Genomic DNA, 19,526 nt, shown 5'->3' with positions numbered 1-19,526 from the left:
GGGGTTTTCGAGCAGGAGGTGATGGGGCGTTTAGGACGGCGCTTTTCGGGCGCCTCGGGCGTAAAATTCTCCCCGTAGGAGGTGGCTAGATGAGCCTTAGATTGAACACAGTCACAACCGTCCTGCCAGTCGATGATCCACAGCGCGCCCGCCGGTTTTACACGGAAAAACTCGGACTCCCGCACCGTGGCATGACAGACGACGGAAGCGAACTCCTCGGCACCAACGGCGGCCCGATGCTGCAGCTGATGCCCGTCTCGGATGGCAAACATTCCGATCACACTGCGCTGAGCTTTGAGGTCACGGACATCGAACGCACGGTCCGTGACATGGAAGCCAGAGGAGTGCAGTTCCAGGATTACGACCTGCCGGACCTTCGAACCGAAAACCACATCTGCACCACGAACTCGGAGAAGTGCGCATGGTTTATGGACACCGAGCGCAACATCCTCTGTGTTCACGAGTCGCTCGGAGTACAGGCCGAATACGAACTTTAAAGATCCACTGAAAGCGGCAGGCGCGTCCCCTTAACCGGGACGCGCCTGCCGTCGTTATGCAGGGGTCAGGCTTCGGCGCCGCTGTGCAGGCCGTCGTCGCTGCTGTCGTCCGACGGCGCTGCCCCGGTCTGGTCTGACAGGTCCATGTTGCCGCGGGCCTCGTCCATGGTGGGGCCGCCGGAGGGAACGCTGTAGGTATCCGGGCGGATGCCGTTGGCCTGTTCCTCGATCAGTGCTTGCTCCTCACTGAATCGGATGGCGTTGGCCTCGTCCGCGGCGTCGCCGGGAACGTCCTCGCGGACTTTTGACGGGTCCGGGACGATGAATCCTGCATCCGGTTCTTCCTTGGGGTGGCTCATGGTGCTACCTTCCTCTCGGTTGTACTACTGGGTGGGCCGGTCGATCAGGTCTGCTTTGAGGTCCAGGCTCTGGTCTCCACGCTTGACCTTGAAACTTACGGTGTCGCCGGGGTTGCGGTTGCGCAGTTCCGCCAGGAGCTTCTCCGGGGCATTCAGCTCCACTCCCTCCATGGATTCCAGGACGTCACCGGGGCGGATTCCTGCCCGTCCCGCCGGGCCGTCCTCGTCAACGGCCAGAACCACGACGCCGCCGCTCGCCTCGATGCCCAGCTGATCGGCGATCTGCGGCGTCAGTTCGCCTGGGGTCAGGCCGAGGTAGGCGTGTTCGGCTGTGCCGTCGGCCAGCAGTTCTTCGGCCACCTGCACGGCGGTGGCTGCCGGGATGGCGAAGCCCAGGGAGACGGCTCCGGCGGACGGCGGGATATATGCCTCGCTGATGCCAATGATTTCGCCGCGCATGTTTATTACAGCACCGCCGGAGTTGCCGGGGCTGATAGGGGCGTCCGTCTGGATCAGGTCCACCAGGGACAGGCTGTTGGAGGCTGAACCAGGAATGGATCGGTGCAGGCCTGAGATGATCCCTGCCGTCGCCGTGTTCTCGAAGCCCAGCGGGGAACCGAGTACCAGGGCGCCTTCGCCTACCTTGGGCAGCGTGCTCTGGTAGGTGGGCTTGGGCAAGCCCTTGCGGTCCGCCTGCACCAGCGCAAGGTCGGTGACGGCGTCGGTGGCCCTCACTGTCCCCTCTACCCGCTGGCCATCCGCGAACCCGACTTCCACCTTGGTGTTACCCCTGACCACGTGCTCATTGGTGAGGATGAGTCCGTCCTCCGAGTACACCACGCCGCTGCCAAGGCCGCCTTCGGTGAAGATGGTCACCACCGAGGGGGCCAGGTTCTCAACCAGTTCGGGGAGGCCGCCGGAAGCATCAGGAGCCGGCGCCGGGCCGCCGGGGGAGGCGCTGGCTGAACCGCTGGTACCAGGGGAGGTCCCGGCCGACGGCGAGGTGCTGGCACCCGACGTACTGGCTCCGGACGTTTCGGTCGGGGCAGGGGGAGCCTGGGATGTGCAGCCCGTCAGGGTCAGGGAGGCTGCCAGCACCACACCTCCGGCAACCGCGCCAAAGCGCGCGGAACGGCATAATCCCTGGCTGGTGCTGATGCTCATGGACTTACCTCCTGCGGATGCTCGCTGTCCTACCACCGTAGCCGGGCAACTGCAGAAATACCAAGCACACTTAGTATCCGGATGGGCAGGGAGTTCCAGAGCGGATCTGCGGGGCGGTCGCAACGGGAGCGGCCAGCCCAACTGAGTAGCGCTAAGTGTCGTTATGAACCGTCAAAACGACACTTAGCGCTACTCAGTTGGGGGAGGCTAGGGCTGGGAGTGGAGGCCGTCGAAGGCCATGGTGATGACGTCGTCGGCAAGCCGTTTCGGGGAGAGGGAGCCGCCCGGCTTGTACCATTCCACGATTGAGTTGATCATGCCGAAAAGGAGCCGGGTGACGGTCCGGGGGTCGATGTCCTGGCGCAGCGACCCTTCATCCCGGGCAGCGGAGATCAGTCCGGCCACCTTGTGGTCGAAGGTGCGGCGCCGTTCCAGGGCGTCGCGTTCAATCTCGGTGTTTCCGCGCAGGCGCAGGAGCAGGGTGACGAACGGCAGCCGCTCCACCAGCACGGCCACGGTCTGCCTCAGCACAAACTCGAGCCGGGCATCTGCTGCGCCGGACGTGGCCTGCGGCTCCTCCAGGATGGCCTCGAGTCCGCCCAGCGCATGGTCCAGGGCGAGCTTGAGCAGGTCGCCCTTGGACGGCACGTGGTGGTAGATCGCCGACTTCGAGATGCCCAGGTTGTCGGCCAGGATGCCCATGGACGTCGCGTCATATCCATGGCGGTTGAAGACATCCACGGCGATGCGCAGCACCGATTGCTGGTCGTATCCGGGGCGGCCGCGCTTGGTGCCGGCGGTGCTGGCTGTGTCAGTGGTGCTGGGCATAGTGGCTAGTTTCTCATGAACGGTCGGTCGGTCAGTGCAGATGCGTAGGACGCGGCCTGACTATCCCTTCGGCCGCAGGTCATAGATCCGGCGCAGCTTGCCGTTGGACCGCTCAAGCGAGCCCGGCTCCACAACATCCACCGTGCACGAAGAACCCACGTGGATCTTGATCTGCTCCTTCAAGGTGCGTGCCGCCGTCGTGCTCTGCTCGGCGGTGACGGCATCCCGCCGTTCGATCCGGACCGTCAGCTGGTCCATCCGCTGGCCCTCGGGGCGGGTGAGTTCGAGCTGGAAGTGCGGGCTGAGCTCGGGGATCCGGAGCGCGATTTCCTCGATCTGGGACGGGAAGAGGTTCACGCCGCGCAGGATGATCATGTCGTCGCTGCGGCCGGTGATGCGGCCCATCCGCCGGTGAGCAGGGCGGGCGGTGCCGGGCAGGAGCCGGGTGAGGTCCTTGGTGCGGTAGCGGATGATCGGCAGGGCTTCCTTGGTAAGCGAGGTGAACACGAGTTCGCCGTGTTCGCCGTCGCGCAGGACGTTTTCCTTGCCCACCACGGGGTTGAAGGCGTCGATGATTTCGGGGCGGAAGTGGTCCTCCCAGATGTGGCTGCCGTCCTGGGTTTCCACGGCTTCGCCGGCGACCCCGGGGCCCATCACCTCGGAAAGGCCGTAGATGTCGCAGGCCTTGATGTTCATGGTGACTTCAAGCTCGTGCCGCATCTCCTGGGTCCACGGCTCGGCGCCCAGGACCGCGAACTTCAGGGAGGTGGAGGTGGGGTCGATTCCCATGTGGGCCATGGCGTCTGCGATGGTCAGCAGGTAGGTGGGGGTGGCCAGGATGGCGTCCGGCTTGAAGTCCTGGATCAGCTGGATCTGGCGTTCGGTCTGGCCGCCGGACATCGGGATGACGGTGCAGCCCAGCGCTTCGGCGCCGGCGTGGGCGCCAAGGCCCCCCGTGAACAGGCCGTAGCCGTAGGCGTTGTGGACCTTCATGCCGGGGCGGATGCCGGAGGCGCGGAAGCTGCGCGCCACCAGTTTGGCCCAGTCCGCCAGGTCCTGCTTGGTGTAGCCGACGACGGTGGGCCGGCCGGTGGTGCCCGAGCTGGCGTGGATGCGGGCTACTTCGCTCTGTGGAACCGCGAACATGCCGAAGGGGTATTCGGCGCGGAGATCGTCCTTGGTGGTGAACGGAAAGTTGCCCAGGTCGCTGAGTTCGCGCAGGTCGCTGGGGTGGACGCCGGCGTCGTCGAACTTGCGCTTGTACAGGGGAACGCGGTCGTAGGCGTAGGCCACTGTGTGCTGCAGGCGGCTGAGCTGGAGGGCTTCAAGCTCGTCGCGGGACATGGTTTCCTCACGGTCCAGTGTTGCATCTGTTGCGGTGGCGGCCGGAGTTTCGGGGGCGTGGAGGGTCATTGGGTTTCCTACTTCTTGGGGATGGTCCGGCTGCGGCCGCGGAACTCTGCGATGAGCTCACCCGGCTTTTCGGGATCGGGTTCGGCGCCGGGGTCGGCAGCAAAGATCTGGATGTCGTACAGCCCGCTGCGGCCGGCGCTGGAGCGGCGGTCGGCGACGGCGGTGACCACCTGGCCGCGGTAGGCGGACTTGAGGAAGTTGATGTCCACGCCGGAGGCCACGGTGATGTTGTTTTCCTCCCCGGGCGCCGGGACGGCCGGGTTGCACGCGAGCGCAAACGCCGTATCCCCGAAGGCGAAGATCATTCCGCCGTGGGCCATGCCGAAACCGTTGAGCATTTCCTGCCGGAGGGTCATCCGGATAGTGGCGTGCCCGTCGCTCAGCGAGAGGACCTCGATGCCCATCCACTCGGAGGCGTAATCGTTCTCCAGGATCTGGTGATGGGGCCCGGAAAGGGTTGTTTCAGCCATGCGTCATTGCCTCCAGCTTTATTTACCGAATGTTCATTAGGTAATCCCATGAGGGGGTCCGGTGTCAAGGGCAGGCGTGCGCTCCAGCCCGGTTACTCCCGCGTGAGCGGCCTCCCAGGCCGGGACACGCCGTCGTCTGCGGCGCGCCGGGGAAGCGCCCGAAAAGCAACCGGGCGGGAAGGCACGACGGCGGCGGACTGCAGTGCCCCTCACCACACCTCCCGGCGGGGCAAACGCTGCCGCGAGTCCCGGTGCAGATGCAAGGATGGAGTACCGGCAGCACCACACCAGCAAAGGGCAGACCATGGCCACAAGCATCTACGTCAGCGCAACCACCCCCGGATCAGGCAAGTCCCTCGTGGCACTGGGCCTGGCGGACACCCTGCACCGCCACGCCGACAGGATCGGCTTCTTCAAACCGGTGGTCCACGGCCCTGATCCGGCGGACGATCCCATGGTGGCCCTGATGAAGTCGCGGTTCGAGCTGGAGGATGAGCGGTGCCGCGGCGGCCTCACGCACGAGGAGGTCCGGTCCTTGCTGGCCGAAGGCAAGCGCGAGGAGATCGACTCCCGGTGCGTGGAAATCTTCGCCGAGATGTCCCGCCATTGCGACGTGGTGATCATTGAGGGGACCGACCTCACAGGCCAGGATGCCGCCGTCGAATTCGACCTGAACGCCCGCCTGGCCAACAACCTCGCCGCCCCCGTGGTAGCGGTGGTGGGCGCGAAGGGCCGCACCGTGGCGGAGGCCGCGGCCGCCGTCGAGGTTGCCCGCAAGGAGCTCGCCGCGGAGAAGTGTGCCCTGCTGGCCATCATGGTGAACCGCGCCGACCCGGACGACGTCGAGGCTATCGCTGCCGCCGTGAAACCCGGTGCTTCCAAGCGGCCCGTCTATGTCCTGCCGGAGCTGGAGGAGATCGCCCAGCCCACCACCGGTGAGGTGGCGGCTGCCCTGGGGGTGCGGCAGATCGCCGGCCGGGCAGACATGGAACGTGACGTGCGGGACATCAAGGTGGCCGCCATGAACGTGGGCAACTTCCTGAATGTCCTGGACGAGGGCGCCCTGGTGATTGTGCCGGGGGACCGGGCTGACGTGATGGTGGCGTGCCTGGCGTCGTCCTTCTCGCCGGAGTTCCCGGTGGCGTCGGCACTGATCCTGACCGGTGGCCTGGCACCGGACGCCAACATCTATCCGTTGCTGGCGCAGGCCCCGTTCCCGGTGTTCGCCGCCACCGATGACACGTACACCACCGCCCGCCGTGTCTCCGAGGTCCGGAGCGAGATCTGGTCCGGGCACCGCCGCAAGGTCGCTTCTGCCCTCGGACTGTGGTCCCGCACTGTGGATGAGGCGGAGCTGGTGGAACGGCTGCACCTCCCGCGGGCCGAACGCATGACCCCGCTGCGCTTCCTGCACGACCTCATCGAGCGGGCCCGGGCCCAGCGCCGCCATGTGGTCCTGCCCGAGGGGACGGATGTGCGGATCCTGCGCGCAGCCGAAATCCTGCACCGGCGCGACGTCTGCGACCTCACAGTGCTCGGCCCCGAATCGGACGTCCGGGAGCTCGCGGCAGCGCGCGGCATCGACCTGTCCGGGATCAACATCGTGGACCCGGCCACCTCGGACCTCCGGCAGAAGTTCGCCGAAAAGTACTCCGAGCTGCGGGCACACAAGGGCGTGGACCTGCCCAAAGCCCTGGAAATCATGCAGGACGTCAGCTACTTCGGCACCATGATGGTCCAGCTCGGCGTGGTGGACGGCATGGTGTCCGGGGCAGCCCACACCACCGCGCACACCATCCGGCCGGCGCTGGAGTTCGTGAAAACCCGGGAGGGCGTGAAGATCGTGTCCTCGGTGTTCCTGATGCTGATGCCGGACCGCGTGCTGGTATACGGCGACTGCGCGGTGAACCCGGACCCCAACGTGGAGCAGTTGGCCGACATCGCGCTCGCCTCCGCCGAGACCGCCGCCCAATTCGGGGTGGAGCCGCGGGTGGCCATGCTGTCCTACTCGACGGGCGGTTCGGGTTCCGGCGAGGCCGTGGACGAGGTGCGGCAGGCCACCGAACTGGTGCGCATGCGCCGCCCGGACCTCGCCGTCGAAGGCCCCATCCAGTACGACGCCGCCGTGGACGCCTCCATCGCCGAGTCCAAAATGCCCGGCTCCACAGTTGCCGGGCAGGCCAGCGTGTTCATCTTCCCGGACCTGAACACGGGCAACAACACGTACAAGGCGGTGCAGCAGAGCTCGGGGGCGGTGGCCGTCGGGCCGGTCCTGCAGGGGCTGCGGAAGCCGGTCAACGACCTCTCGCGCGGCTGCACAGTGGAGGACATCGTCAACACGGTGGCCATCACGGCCATCCAGGCGCAGGCGCCCGCTTCCTAGCAACGTGGGCCCACGCCCGCGGGGTTCCCGGGCCGGGCTTGCGAGGTCAAGGTGCGTGTGGGGAGGTTCCCTGGTCTGCCCCCAATTTCCGCACTCACGGGCCAATTCCTGGCAGGCAGGCGCACAATAAGAGGACGGCAGGGGGCTCCCTGCGGTGGTTTCCGGCAGCGAGGACGGTGCGGGATGAAAAGGCTTGGACGCAGGGCCGCGGTACTAGTGATGGCTGCGCTGCTGGTGGGCGGCTGCGCCCCAAGCGGCGGAAGCGGAAACACCACGGCGCCGCCGGGAGGAACCAGCACCGCTGCCGCCTCGGCAGCGGCCACGATCACCATCAAGGACTTTAACTTTGGCGGGCCGATTACGGTGGCGCCCGGCGCGGTCGTGGCGGTCATCAACATGGATTCCGCCCCGCATACCGTCACCGCTGAAAAGGACAAGGCCTTCGACGTCGACGTCCGCGGAAGCGGTGCGACGGGCACCTTCACGGCCCCCTCGACGCCCGGAACTTATTCATACTTCTGCGTCTACCACCCCAACATGAAAGGAACGCTGACGGTCAAATGAACATGGCCATGAGGGTGCTGACAGCCTTGGCGCTGTTCGTCGACGCCGGGGTGCATATCCTGCTGGCCCCCGGCTACCAGGCTGCCAACCCCGGCGGCATCGGGCAGGGCAACCTGTTCCTGCTTGAATCAGCCGCGGCGGTGCTGGTGGCTGTCTACGTCCTGATCCGGGGCAGCAAGGTTGCCTACGCCATGGCGCTGGCTGTCTTGCTGAGCGCCTTCGCGGCCGTGATGCTCTACCGGTACTTCGACATCCCGGCCTTTGGTCCGTTCCCTGCCATGTACGAACCCGTGTGGTTCTTCGAAAAGACGCTCAGCGCCGTGGCCGAAGGACTGGGAGCCGTGTTGGCCGCCATTGGCCTTGTCCGCGCTCCCTCCAGGCGGCGGGTGCATGGAGCGCCGGGGCCTGCGCGCGGACGTCCCGCCTGAGGTCCGGGAAGCACCTGAGGTCCGCTTAGGGCAAGCAACGGGCGACGCCGGCACCCACCCCGGTGCCGGCGTCGCCCTTTGCTTGCCTAGCTGTTGTCCGGCTTGGCCAGGCTCTCGCTGTCCTCTTCCTTCGCGGGTTCATCGGAGAGCCCCTGTGGCGTGAGGTCGAGGCCCTCGGTGTTCTCCGGCGCTTCCGGAGCATCGCCCGTCTCAGCTGCTTTGAGGCCGCCGGTATCGTCCAGGGCCGGGTTCGCGCCCTCCACGCCGGTGGGATCCTTGGTTCCGGAGCCCCCTTGTGCGTTCAGCGGCGCGGTGCTGCTGGATCCCGTGTTGGTGGGGTCGTTCCCGTCGATCTGGGTGGGCTCGTTCGTCATAAAAATGTCCTCTCGCCGTGGTCCAGCCTGTCCGCCGACTCTAGGCACAGGCCGCGCCCATCCGCAAGGAAACCGCGCGGTCAGGGGCCCCGCATATAGTGGGGTTGAACTGCAGAAGCCAGGCTCAGGAGGCCCCGCATGCTCGTGCTCGTCATCAACTCCGGCTCGTCCTCCCTCAAGTACCAGGTGCGTGACGTCGCCGCCGGGAGCGTCCTCACCGAGGGGCTGATCGAAAAGATCGGCATGGGCAACGGCGGCGACGGTGACGGCGAAATCGAGGGCCCGCGGGATCACGCCGAGGCGCTGGAACAGGTGGACGCCGCCATCCACCAGGAGTTGGGCGACCTGGAACTGGCCGCCGTCGGGCACCGGGTGGTGCACGGCGGTGAGCGGTTCGCCGAGCCGGTCCTGATCGACAACGAGATCACCCGCGCCATCGAGCGCCTCAACCCGCTGGCGCCGCTGCACAACCCTGCCAACGTGCTGGGCATCCGTGCCATCAGCAAGAAGTGGCCCAAGATGCCGCAGGTGGCCGTGTTTGATACCGCCTTCCACCGCACCCTCCCGGAACATGCGTGGCGCTATGCGGTCCCGGACGAGCTGTACACCAACCACGGCATCCGCCGCTACGGCTTCCACGGGACATCCCATGAGTACGTCACCCGCCGCGCCGCTGCGCTGCTGAACCTCCCGGTCAACGAGTTCGACGGCGTCATCGCCCACCTGGGCAACGGCGCCTCCGTCACCGCCATCCGCGGCGGCCGCTCCGTGGACACCTCCATGGGCTTCACCCCGCTGGAGGGCCTGGTCATGGGAACCCGCTCGGGCGATCTGGACCCGTCCATCCTGGTGTTCCTCGGCCGGGCAGGCTGGAGCCCCGAGGACATCGACACCATGCTCAACCGGGAATCGGGGCTGAAGGGCCTGGCCGGCAACAACGACATGCGCTCGGTGGTGGAGGCTGCTGAAGCCGGCGACGGGAAGGCGGCCACCGCGCTCGCCGTCACGTCCTACCGGCTCGCCAAGTACATCGGCGGCTACCACGTGGCTGTCGGCGGGGCCAAGGCCCTGGTGTTCACCGCGGGAATCGGCGAGAACTCGCACCAGTTCCGGGCGCTCGTGGCGGAGAAGCTGGGGGCCCTGGGTGTGGAGCTCGACGCCGGCCTGAACGCCGAGCGGTCCAAGGAACCACGCGTGATTTCCACGCCGCAGTCCGGCCTCCCCGTCCTGGTGGTGCCCACTGACGAGGAACGGGCCATCGCGGAGGCGACGGCCGCCGTCGTCAGAAGCGGTCAGTAAGTGTCGTAGTCGCAGGGCTCGACGGCGGGGTCGGGCGGAGTCCTCGCGGCGAGTTCGCGGAGCTTAGCGATCAGGTTCCGGGTGCCGGTATCCTGCTCGAGGGTGCTGTACAGCGCGGCTGCGGCGTCGTGGAAGGCGGCCAGTTGCTCTTCGGTTGCCAGCACCACCTTGCCGCCGTCCTGGCAGTACCGCCGCGCTTCCATCGAGAGCGGTGAGGCCAGCGAGGATGCCCATTCCCGGGTGTAGTCCGCTGCGTCCTGGAGAATCTGCTGCTCCTCGGCGCTGAGCGCACCCCGGGCTTGGTTATTGATCACCATCGTGTTGATCTTCGAATGGACCACCAGGTTTCCGGTGGCGATGGCGTGGCCGGTCTTGTTCAATGCAATAGGCAGATTGGAGGCATAAGCCAAAGAGGACTCGGCGCCGGCCACGGTTCCGGCGTCTACACCTCCACCGAATTCCTGCTCGGCCAGGTCCTCGGGTACTGCTCCCAAGGCCGCCAAGACAGCGAAATTGGTATCGGACAGTGGTGCCCTGATCACTTTCCCCTTGATGTCTTCCGGCGTGAGGATGGGCGTGGTGAAGGAGAACAGCACCCGCGGGCCGTCCGGGAACATCGCCAGGCCGGTGAGGCCCACGTCCTTCAAGCCGGCCAGCATGCCCTGCGCGAACTCGGGTTTGACCACTTCCTTGATAACGGCGCTGGAGGTCACCAGGAAGGGCGCTGAGAGTGCCCGGAAGGACAGCACTCCCTCGGTGTCCCAGGTGCGGGCCGGGATGACAGCCATTTCCAGGTCTCCGCTCATTACCCTGTGTGCCACTAGTTGGTCCCAGGCCCTCACCTCACCGCCGCCTGCCCTAAAGACCGGCTCAATCAAGAGGCTCCCGCCGGAACGTTCCCTGACCTGCCGGGCAAACTCCTCGATCTGGCCGCGGGTTGGGACATTTCCGTCATCCTGCGTGCCGATGCGCAGGACCTTGACATCGGCGGGAGCTGTTGTCGCCGGTTGGGTCGGGCCCTCCGAGTTGTCCTCGTAGGTGCACGCCGCCAGGGGCAGCACCATGGCGAACGCGAGGAAGGCTGCCCGGGGAATCGCTGGCTTCAACATGGCACAGCCTTCGGAGAGAAGGGACAGCGGAAAACGCCGAAAAGCGCAGGCGCCAGCAGCCCGTACGCGAACCATACGCCGGGAAGGTGACTGGAGCAACGGCAAGCGAACCACTGCGAGCCGACGGCCGCCGTCGGCTCCTCATTGCTCCCGCCGGCACCCTCGCATCGCTAGCTCGGCCAGGGAACCCGCCCGGCGTGGGCCTAGCCTTTTAGACCTCCACAACGACGTTTTTGGAGCAATCGCCGGGCCATGGGTTAGCCTCGGTCCATGCAGCAGATCACCCTGCCGATCCGTACGGAGCGGCTCATCCTGCGCCGCTTTGAGGGCCGGGACCTGGACGACTTCCACGCCTACCATTCGCTGCCGGAAACCGCCCGGTTCCTGCCCGGCCCGGCCAAGACGTACACGGAGTCCATGGAGCGGGTGGGCCGGTACGCCAACTTCGTCTTCGAGAAGGAGGGGGACTGGGTGGCGCTGGCCATCGAGGCCTGCGGTGAATCCGGGCTTCAGGGCGAGGTGGTGCTCAAGTGGCTGCCCGGGAATGGCCAGGGTGAAGTGGGCTGGAGTCTGGCGCCGGGCGCCAGGGGCAAGGGCTACGCCACGGAAGCTGCGGAGGCGGTGCTTCGGCTGGGTTTCGAGGAGCTGGGCATGCACCGGATCGAGGCGCGGCTGGACGAACTCAACACGGCATCCGCAGAGCTCTGCCGGCGGATAGGCATGCGGCAGGAGGCGCGGCACGTGGACAAGTGGCACTACAAAGGCGGGTGGGCCACCGAACTGGTCTACGCGGTCCTGGCGGACGAGTGGCGCGTGGCCCGGTCCCTCCCCAACCGCGCCCTGAAAGAGCCTAGGCCCGCCCTTTGAGGATCATCTTCCAGTACACCTGCGGGAAAATGTCCCGGTCCACCACCCAGGACAGCCTGCTCTCGTTCCAGGTGGGCACCCGGGGCACGGTGGGCATGGGCCGGTAGCGGTCGTCGAACTCGGCGAACACCACGGTGTTCCGGGAGACCGTGAAGGGGCACACCGAGTAGCCGTTGTACTTGGCCGGCAGCGCCTTCCCTTTCCGGGCGGCCACCAGGTTCTTGGCCAGCACCTTGGTTTGTTTCCGCAGGGCGCCGCCGGACTTGGAGTTGGTGGTCCCGGCAGCATCGCCCAGGGACCAGACGTTCGGAAACCGGATGTGCCGCAGGGTTTGCCGGTCCACCTCCACAAAACCGCCGGCGTCTCCGGCAGAGGGCAGGTCCGTTGCCTTGAGCCAGTCCGGCGCTGACTGCGGCGGGACACCGTTGATGACGTCGTAGTGCAGGTTCTCCTCCGCGCCGGACCCGGTGTTGCGGATGGTGGCCACCTGGCCCGCCGCGTCCACGGACACCAGTTCGCTGTTGGTCCACAGCTCGATGCCGTATTCGGCGATCTTGCGGTCCAGCTCCCGGTCCACCTCCGGCACCCCGAACACCGTGGGATAGGGCTGGACCATCACCACCCGGATCCGGTCCAGCACGCCCCGCGCCTTCCAGTAGTCGCAGGCCAGGTACATGGGCTTCTGCGCCGCGCCGCCGCACTTGATGGGGCCGGCAGGCATGGTGAAAAGGGCGGTGCCGGATTCCAGCCCGCTCAGCAGGGTCCAGGCCTTGGGAGCCAGCTCGAACTCGTAGTGCGAGGCGCCGTGTGGTGAATGGACGGCTTCGGCGAGGCCGGGCACTGCTTCCCAGTCATACTGCAGGCCCGGGCACACCACCAGCTGCCCGTAGGCCACGGTGGCACCGGACTGAAGGGTCACGGTGTTGGAGTCCGTGTCCACCCCGGCAGCGGCGTCCCGGATCCAGGTGACGCCCTCCGGAATCAGCTGTTCCTGGGGCCGGACGGCTTCCTTGGCCGAGGCCCTGCCCCCGGCGATGTGCGAGAACAGTGGCTGGTACAGATGGTGGTCCCGGGGTTCGACGACGGCCACATCCTTGACGCCGTACCGCTCCAGCCGGGCGGCGAGCGAGATGCCCGCGTTGCCGCCGCCGATGATGACCACTTCGTGCTGCGCGGCCACCGGCTACTTCTTTTCCGTCAGCGCCGAGGCTTTGTGGGCCGCGTGTGCTCCGGTTTCCGCGGACTCGACGACGTACTGGGGCTCGTCCTCGCTGGCACGGTGGGTATGGCCGTCCAGCTCGAAGTCGTTGGTCTTCTTCTCGACGATCCTGCCGTGTGTCTTGCCCTGCGGCGTATTCCATTCCACGGACGTTCCCTTGCTCAAAGACATCTGCTCTCCTAGCTGGGGTTTGCGGTCGGCTGGGGTTCCACGGCGGGGGCCGTGCCCCCAGTATCCGCCGTTGGGACCGGCGTCTCAACGGGAATGTACGACGGCGGTGCGCCGCCCGGGGCCGGCTCCGTCACCGGTGCGGCGGGAGCGGCCGTCCCTGCCGGCGCGGGTGCCTGGGTCCCCGTGCCTGGGCCGGGTGCGGACTGCCCGGGTGCGGGACGTCCGGGTTCGGTTGGCGTGGTGGCCCTCGGCGTCCCGCCCGGCGCACCCGTGGACGGGGATATTCCGGACGATGGGCTTTTCGTGGCGCCGGGATCGGCCTTGATAATGGCCGTGATCTGCTCCTTGTAGGCGGCGAGCCGGCCCTGGATCTCCGAGAGCGGCACGTTCCGGATGTTCCGGCCGTACTCCGCGATCTCGGTCCACAGGGCTTGCAGTGAAGCCATCCCTTGATCCGTCAGCGGGCCGTCCAGGGTGAGGACCAGCTGGCTGGCGAGGGCGTACGTGAGGCATTCGAAGCAGTTGTAGTTTGCTGCCGCGGACAGGTTCTCGGGCACGATGACGTCCGTCTGCCCCACCACGAGGACCACCTGGAATCCCACTGCCACGGCCGCGCAGCCGGTGCAGCTGGCAAAGGCGTAGGCTTCATTCCGGGTGTCTACGGGTTCGCCGTCCTCTGCCCATACCAGCGCGAAAGCAACACTGTAGGTGACGGAACCATCGCTGGTGTTCACCGCCAGCGCCTGGTTGCCGCCCTCCCGGGGAGCCGCGGGCCGGTCGAACGGGAACACCCACGACAATGCGGCTGAGCCATGGGATCCGGCCGGGGAAACAGCCGGCGACCCAGCAGGTGAACCAGCAGCGGAATTCTCAACGGGAACCAGCACCATGGCCAGCTGCGGGTTCTCCCGGGTTGGCGTCGCGGCTCCTTCAGGCCAGAGCGCAACCGTCGTGCCGCTGGCGCCCTCATGAAGGGCCGTGACCGCTGTGGGCAGGACGGAGGCGGTGGCATCAGCCAGCGTGCCGCGTTCGTAGGGCTGGACCGGACGGTACGTCCCGCCGTCGGGCCACCATGCCCAAGCCAGCCCGGCCAGCAGTGCCGCCACAGCACACATCGCAGCGGTGCGCTGCACAAACCTGCCGCGCGTCTTCTGCCAGAGCCCGGTGACCAGCTGCCGCAGGAGCCGGAACAGGATGTAGAGCATGCCTACCGTAGGCAGGGCAACGGCGGCGATCGCCAAGGTGCGCACGGCAGCGCCGGCAATGTCGCCGTCGGAAAGGCTCTGGCTGAGCATTGCCTGCTGTTTGGCGGCGCTGGCCCAGGCGGTGGCGAGCAGCCGCGGGAGCGAGACCACCATCATGGCCAGGCTAAAGATCAGCAGTGGCACGGTAACCAGGACCCACAGCGTCACCACGGCGCGCGCCCAGGGCTTGAGGACCTTGTTTTCCGGGCGGCCCCACCGCCAGGGGAGCAGGCCGAGCAGGACCGGCTTGATGCGCTGGAAGAGGTCCGGGACCCCGGTGGCGTCCGCCAGGATGTGGTAGCCGTCAAACCGGACCAGCGGCAGCAGCTGCCGGACCATCTGCAGGATCTGCGTGACCACCACCAGCAGCAGCGCGTCGAAGCCGGTGGCCCACCACAGCGCCATGATGGCCACCGCAACGATGGCATTGAAGTACAGTCCGCCCAGGTCCGTGCGGAGCCTGCCGCCGCGGCCCAGCCGGTAGGAATCGGTGACGTCCGTGAAGAACGCCGGCCAGATGAGGTAAAGACCCGTCCCCATGGCGCCGGGCGTGGCGCCGCCCTTGCGCGCGGCGGCTGCGTGGCCGAACTCGTGGAAGCCGGCGGACAGGATGGTGACGGCAAGGATCAGCAGGAGCAGGACAGGGTTGTCGAACGCCTCATGGGTCGCCGAGCCCAGCCCCTTCACCATCAGCACCCACCAGCACGAGGCCAGGAACGCCGCCGTCACCGCCACCACGATCAGCGGGTGGAAGAGGACGGCGAAGGGTGCGGTGATCCTGCGGGTGCGTTCCGGGTCCGTCACTATGTAGCGGAAGCGCATGCCGAGCAGGGGGTCGGCCTTGCGCACCTCGGGTTGTGACCCGTCTGCCAGCCGGAGCAGGCCCAGCGGCAGCAGCTGGGAGTCCATCAACGCGCGCACGTTATCGGCGCTGATGAGCCTCGCCGATGCTGCACTGGCGTGCTCCGCGATGTCCTCCACGGTCCGGCTGCCGTCCACTGCCTCCAGCACCGCGAACAGCAGCGGCGTCAGCTGGAGGGTCTGGCCATCCCCGCGGCGGACCAGCGAAGGGGGTTCCCGGTAGCCGGATCCCTGGGACTGTCCGATCAGCTGGACGCCATCGGCCCGGGCAGGGACCGGCAGCTGGTGCCCGGCCAGGGGCGCAGCAGACGACGGCGGGCCGGCCTGGGGGCGCGGCCCACCGCTGGTGTGGGTCATCTGTGTTTACTGTTCGAGGTTGGACTGCTGGTCAGCAGAGGCGTTCGCTGCGCCCTCGATGTGCTGGGTGATCAGTGCATCCTGGTCCGCCACGGCGTAGGCCTGGCTGCCGATCGATCCAATGTTGGCAGCGACGGCTGCGTCGATCGGTGCGGCCACGTTGGCGTTGGCTGCCACGGCTCCGTTGATCGGCGCGGCAATGTCCGCGTCGGCCGCAAGGTCCACGTTGACGTTGAGCAGGTCCCCGTCGAGCGCCGCCGCGGGATCCACCGGCACAGCGCCAACATCGGGCAGGGCGTCGCCCACGCCGCCGGGGACGAGTCCGTCCGTACCCGTTCCATCGGGGAGGAGGCTCCCGCCGTCGGCCGCTGTACCGGTGCCATCCGTGCCGGTGGCGGTGCCTGCGGTACCTGTCGTGCCGTCGTCGACGGTGTCGTTGCCCTGGTCGATGACGCTGTCCTGCGTGGACTCGGCGTTGGCGTCGGCCACGATGCCCTGATCGATCATGACGCCCTGGTCGGCCAGCGCCTGCGCCTCCGAGCCGAAGGAGAGGATGTTGGCCGAGGCGGCCGCGTCGATGGGGGCCGCCACGTTGGCGTTGGCCGCAACGGCAAGGTCGATGGGCGCTGCCGCGTCGATACCCAGATCCAGGTCCGCGTTCAGGTCAAGGACAGAGGCAACTTCCTTGTCCGGCAAAGCCGTGGCCTGCTCTGCGATCAGTTCATCGTCGGTCAAGGGACGCATTTCCTGTTCCATGCTCACTCAAAACCTCCACATCGGCGCCGGTTAACCTGCCCCCAGCGGGCAGCCGGCGCCAGACAATAGTAAGCATGATTACCTTCTTTTGGTACCGGGCAGCGGGCGGCCAGGGTTATGTTGCTGCTGGTCGCAGGGGTTTACAGGCGCCGGGCAGGCCTTCGGGCTGGTGACGGCCGGCCCATGCGGCAGGCATTGACAGGGCCAGGCGGCGGGTCCAATCTGGCGCTGTGCCTGCCATTGTGCCGGCAGAGCCGTGCCGGCATCAGGTGCCTTTCAAAGGAGACTGCAGTGCCTGTTGTAGAAGAAAGTGTTGTCATCGCCCGCCCGCCGCAGGAGGTTTTTGACTTCCTGTCCAGGTTCGAAAACATCGCCGTCTATGATTCCTCGGTCACCTCGTCCGGGCAGGTGGGGGAGGGCCCTGTTGGGCTCGGTTCCCGCGGACGCGGAACCAGCAAAGTGATGGGGCAGCAGTTCGACTGGGTTGTGGAGGTTACCGAGTTCGATCCGCCCCGGCGCATGGTGTCCCGTTCGGTCGAGGGCAAGCTGGACTTCACCGTGACGTTCGAACTCGAACCGGCCGACGGCGGTACGCGCGTGACCCAGAGGATCGACGCCGCGTCCGGCCTGGGCGGGGTCTTTGGCAAACTGGCAGACGCGCTGGTGGCCCGGGCGCAGGGGAGGACGGTCCGCGCCAACCTCGAAACACTGGCGGAGTGGCTGGCCGAGCACCCGCAGGGCTAAGGCCGCTGCCGTGGGTGGGGCTAAAGGCGGGCCTACGGCGGCGGGACGCGCCCGCCGTCGTACGCTTGCGCCTACTTCAGCCCGGCACCGGGGAGCAGCTCCGTGGCCCCCAGGGAATCGGCAATAAAGGCGTAGTCCCAGGCCCGTTCGCGCCACTGGACGTAGCGGCCGGACGCGCCGCCATGGCCGCCGTCCATCTCGATCTTCATCACGATCGGCTGGCTCCCGGTGGTCTTGTTCCGCAGCTCCTGCACCCACTTGGCGGGCTCCACATAGAGGACCCGGGTGTCATTGAAAGATGTCACGGCGGCGATCTTCGGGTATGCCGTCCGGTGCACGTTCTCGTAGGGGGCGTAGGACTTCATGTAGCCGTAGACCTCGGGGTCCGTGATGGGGTTGCCCCATTCCTCCCATTCAAGGGCGGAGAGCGGCAGGTCCGGGTCCAGGATGCTGGTCAGCGGGTCAACGAACGGCACCTGCGCCACAATCGCCGCGTACTTTTCCGGAGCCATGTTGGCCACCGCTCCCATGAGCAGGCCGCCGGCGGAGCCGCCCAACGCCGCAATGCGGGACGGGTCCACCCAGCCGGAAGCGGCCAGCCAGTCGGTGGCGTCAATGAAGTCGGTGAAGGTGTTCTTTTTGGTGAACTTCTTGCCGTCCTCGTACCAGTGCCGGCCCAGTTCACCGCCGCCGCGGATATGCGCGATCACGAACACCACACCGCGGTCAAGCAGGGACAGGCGCGCAATGCCGAAGCCGGGATCCATGCTCAGCTCATAGGAGCCGTAGCCGTACACCAGCCCGGCCGCCGTCGAATCCTGTTTGACGGCCTTGTGCCGCAACACCGAGAGCGGGATGCGGGTGCCGTCCGCCGCCGTCGCCCATTCGCGCGTGGCCACGTAGTCGCGGCCGTCGTAGCCGCCCAGCACGGGGCTTTCCTTCCGCAGCAGCAGCTCGCCGGCGGGCTTTTCCGGGGTGGGCAGCACGAAGTCGTAAACGCGCGACGGCGTGAAGTAGGACGTGTAGCCCAGCCGGATCACCGGGGCTTCATAGTCCGATCCGCCCACTCCCGCCGTGTACAGCTCTTCGTCGAACGCAGGCTCCACCGGCGGCTCCTGTGCGGCGGTGCCCAGGCCGGCCAGGCCGATCACCTGGACGCGCTCGATGGTGTCCTTGCGGATGGACACCACGAGGTGGGTGGAGGTGACGCCCGCGCCGTTGACGCGGACGTCGTCGGAATGTTCGACGACTGTGGCCCACTGCTGTTCGGCCAGCGGCTTCCCCAGCTCGGCCGGGTCCGCGAGGGAGACCATGGAGTTAACGGCACTGCGGTTGTGGGTGAGCAGGATCTTTTCCGTCTTTGCACCGTCCGGCCCGGGCAGCAGGAACGGTTCGGCTTCATACAGCACCCGCTCGTTGCGGGAAATCACGGTGGTGAGTTCCTGGGCCGGGTCGTCGAAGCGGAGCAGGCGGGTTTCGCTGTATTCGGAGCAGCCGATGCCCAGCACCAGGTAGCGACGGTCCGCGGAGAGCTCGAAGCCCAGCCACATGGCGGCGTCGTCCTCCTGGTAGACCACTGCGTCTTCCTCAACCGGCGTGCCCAGGGTGTGCGCCTTGACCTGGTAGGGGCGCCAGGACGCGTCCACCACGGTGTAGAAGATGCGGGTGCCGTCAGGGGAGAAGGAGACGCCGTAGAAGATGTTTTCAATGACGTCCGGGAGGAGCTCGCCGGTGCGGAGGTCCTTGATGCGCAGGGTGAAGCGTTCGTCGCCGCTGTTGTCCACGGCGTACGCGTAAAGGGTCCCGTCCACCGTCACGGCCGTGCCGCCCACGGAGAAGAAGGGCTTGCCCTCCGCTTCGACGTTGCCGTCCAGCAGGACTTCCTCGCCAGGGATGTCCACGCCGGGCTCCACCCGGGGCGGCGTCCAGTCCTGTACGGGATTGCCGGTGTCTTCCGCCTTGACCCGGCATTGGATGCCGTACTCCTTGCCTTCCACCGACCGGCTGAAGTACCACCAGTCATCCTTGCGGTGCGGGACCGACAGGTCCGTCTCCTGCGTGCGGCCCTTGATCTCCTGGAAGATGGCCTCGCGCAGCGGCTCCTGGTGTGCGGTGACCGCTTCCTGGTAGGCGTTCTCCGCCTTCAGGTGCTCCACGACCTCGGCGGATTCCTTGTCCCGCAGCCACTCGTAGTTGTCCACAAAGGTGTCCCCGTGGTGCTTGCGTTCGGTGGGAACCTGCTTGGCAACCGGGGGAGAGGGCGTGGCGGTGGTGCTGGCGGAATCCTGCAGCGGAGTCTGGGTCATGGTTTCAATATATAGACCCGCTCCGACAATGAACCGGCCGTTCGCTACCGGACGATAACGCCCCATCACATCCCGCAGAAATTCTCGCGATGCCCCATCACTTTTGGTCCCCA

General features: G+C 67.0%; 19 protein-coding genes. 7 read left to right on the top strand and 12 right to left on the bottom strand.

Translation table 11 applies throughout. The features are described 5' to 3' along the window. Positions 1-89 precede the first annotated feature (89 nt). Positions 90-497, top strand: coding sequence for a VOC family protein (locus BMX78_RS04500; RefSeq protein WP_091416870.1), 408 nt, complete (start codon positions 90-92; stop codon positions 495-497). Positions 498-562: 65 nt separating this feature from the next. Here BMX78_RS04500 and BMX78_RS04495 read toward each other — a convergent pair whose 3' ends face one another. From BMX78_RS04495 to BMX78_RS04475, 5 genes are all read right to left on the bottom strand, one after another. Further along, positions 563-856, bottom strand: coding sequence for a hypothetical protein (locus BMX78_RS04495; protein WP_091416867.1), 294 nt, complete (start codon positions 854-856; stop codon positions 563-565). 24 nt (positions 857-880) lie between these two features. Continuing rightward, positions 881-2,020, bottom strand: coding sequence for a S1C family serine protease (locus BMX78_RS04490; protein ID WP_091416864.1), 1,140 nt, complete (start codon positions 2,018-2,020; stop codon positions 881-883). 207 nt (positions 2,021-2,227) lie between these two features. Further along, on the bottom strand, positions 2,228-2,848 hold the full coding sequence (locus BMX78_RS04485) for a TetR/AcrR family transcriptional regulator (protein ID WP_091416861.1): 621 nt from the start codon (positions 2,846-2,848) through the stop codon (positions 2,228-2,230). Positions 2,849-2,908: 60 nt separating this feature from the next. Beyond that, a complete protein-coding gene (paaK, locus tag BMX78_RS04480; RefSeq protein WP_091416858.1) occupies positions 2,909-4,261 on the bottom strand; it encodes a phenylacetate--CoA ligase PaaK in 1,353 nt (450 codons plus the stop codon). A gap of 8 nt (positions 4,262-4,269) precedes the next feature. Beyond that, complete coding sequence (locus BMX78_RS04475; RefSeq protein WP_091416855.1) at positions 4,270-4,731, bottom strand: hotdog fold thioesterase; 462 nt, start codon at positions 4,729-4,731, stop codon at positions 4,270-4,272. 304 nt (positions 4,732-5,035) lie between these two features. Between BMX78_RS04475 and pta the strand changes: the two genes are divergently transcribed. The 3 genes from pta (at position 5,036) to BMX78_RS04460 (ending at position 8,106) form a co-directional block, all read left to right on the top strand. Further along, complete coding sequence (pta, locus tag BMX78_RS04470; protein ID WP_091417141.1) at positions 5,036-7,114, top strand: phosphate acetyltransferase; 2,079 nt, start codon at positions 5,036-5,038, stop codon at positions 7,112-7,114. Positions 7,115-7,297: 183 nt separating this feature from the next. Then, complete coding sequence (locus BMX78_RS04465) at positions 7,298-7,678, top strand: cupredoxin domain-containing protein (RefSeq protein WP_091416852.1); 381 nt, start codon at positions 7,298-7,300, stop codon at positions 7,676-7,678. Continuing rightward, positions 7,675-8,106, top strand: coding sequence for a hypothetical protein (locus BMX78_RS04460; RefSeq protein WP_286138781.1), 432 nt, complete (start codon positions 7,675-7,677; stop codon positions 8,104-8,106). Before BMX78_RS04465 ends, BMX78_RS04460 begins: the two co-directional genes overlap by 4 nt. 86 nt (positions 8,107-8,192) lie before the next feature. Here BMX78_RS04460 and BMX78_RS04455 read toward each other — a convergent pair whose 3' ends face one another. Beyond that, positions 8,193-8,480 carry a hypothetical protein gene (locus tag BMX78_RS04455; RefSeq protein ID WP_091416851.1) on the bottom strand — a complete coding sequence of 96 codons (288 nt, stop codon included), beginning with the start codon at positions 8,478-8,480 and terminating at the stop codon, positions 8,193-8,195. 138 nt (positions 8,481-8,618) lie between these two features. On the opposite strand from BMX78_RS04455, the gene BMX78_RS04450 reads away from it, so the two are divergent. Continuing rightward, entirely contained in the window at positions 8,619-9,779 is a 1,161-nt protein-coding gene (locus BMX78_RS04450) for an acetate kinase (RefSeq protein WP_091416850.1), read from the top strand. On the opposite strand, the gene BMX78_RS04445 is transcribed toward BMX78_RS04450, so the two are convergent. Continuing rightward, complete coding sequence (locus tag BMX78_RS04445) at positions 9,773-10,888, bottom strand: TRAP transporter substrate-binding protein (RefSeq protein ID WP_170850685.1); 1,116 nt, start codon at positions 10,886-10,888, stop codon at positions 9,773-9,775. The two genes, BMX78_RS04450 and BMX78_RS04445, sit on opposite strands and share 7 nt — an antisense overlap. Before the next feature lie 270 nt (positions 10,889-11,158). On the opposite strand from BMX78_RS04445, the gene BMX78_RS04440 reads away from it, so the two are divergent. Beyond that, complete coding sequence (locus BMX78_RS04440; RefSeq protein WP_091416848.1) at positions 11,159-11,755, top strand: GNAT family N-acetyltransferase; 597 nt, start codon at positions 11,159-11,161, stop codon at positions 11,753-11,755. Here BMX78_RS04440 and BMX78_RS04435 read toward each other — a convergent pair. From BMX78_RS04435 to BMX78_RS04420, 4 genes are read right to left on the bottom strand one after another with little or no spacing between them, the layout of a single operon-like run. Continuing rightward, positions 11,739-12,935 carry an NAD(P)/FAD-dependent oxidoreductase gene (locus BMX78_RS04435; RefSeq protein ID WP_091416846.1) on the bottom strand — a complete coding sequence of 399 codons (1,197 nt, stop codon included), beginning with the start codon at positions 12,933-12,935 and terminating at the stop codon, positions 11,739-11,741. The genes BMX78_RS04440 and BMX78_RS04435 overlap by 17 nt on opposite strands. A gap of 3 nt (positions 12,936-12,938) precedes the next feature. Then, positions 12,939-13,145, bottom strand: a complete 207-nt coding sequence (locus tag BMX78_RS04430) for a hypervirulence associated TUDOR domain-containing protein (protein ID WP_091416843.1) — start codon at positions 13,143-13,145, stop codon at positions 12,939-12,941. Positions 13,146-13,153: 8 nt separating this feature from the next. Continuing rightward, the gene (locus BMX78_RS04425; protein ID WP_091416840.1) at positions 13,154-15,607 is read right to left on the bottom strand and encodes a hypothetical protein; all 2,454 of its coding nucleotides are present in this window, start codon (positions 15,605-15,607) and stop codon (positions 13,154-13,156) included. A 6-nt stretch (positions 15,608-15,613) separates the two neighbouring features. Then, positions 15,614-16,363, bottom strand: a complete 750-nt coding sequence (locus tag BMX78_RS04420) for a peptidoglycan-binding protein (RefSeq protein WP_091417135.1) — start codon at positions 16,361-16,363, stop codon at positions 15,614-15,616. 291 nt (positions 16,364-16,654) lie between these two features. Between BMX78_RS04420 and BMX78_RS04415 the strand changes: the two genes are divergently transcribed. Then, the gene (locus BMX78_RS04415) at positions 16,655-17,107 is read left to right on the top strand and encodes an SRPBCC family protein (protein WP_170850684.1); all 453 of its coding nucleotides are present in this window, start codon (positions 16,655-16,657) and stop codon (positions 17,105-17,107) included. Between the two features lie 71 nt (positions 17,108-17,178). Here BMX78_RS04415 and BMX78_RS04410 read toward each other — a convergent pair whose 3' ends face one another. After that, complete coding sequence (locus BMX78_RS04410) at positions 17,179-19,413, bottom strand: S9 family peptidase (RefSeq protein ID WP_091416835.1); 2,235 nt, start codon at positions 19,411-19,413, stop codon at positions 17,179-17,181. Between the last annotated feature and the right edge of the window lie 113 nt (positions 19,414-19,526).

Origin of the sequence: Arthrobacter sp. OV608, from assembly GCA_900110595.1 — a bacterium.
Classification (GTDB): domain Bacteria; phylum Actinomycetota; class Actinomycetes; order Actinomycetales; family Micrococcaceae; genus Arthrobacter.
This window is presented reverse-complemented; position numbering and strand designations above follow the sequence as displayed.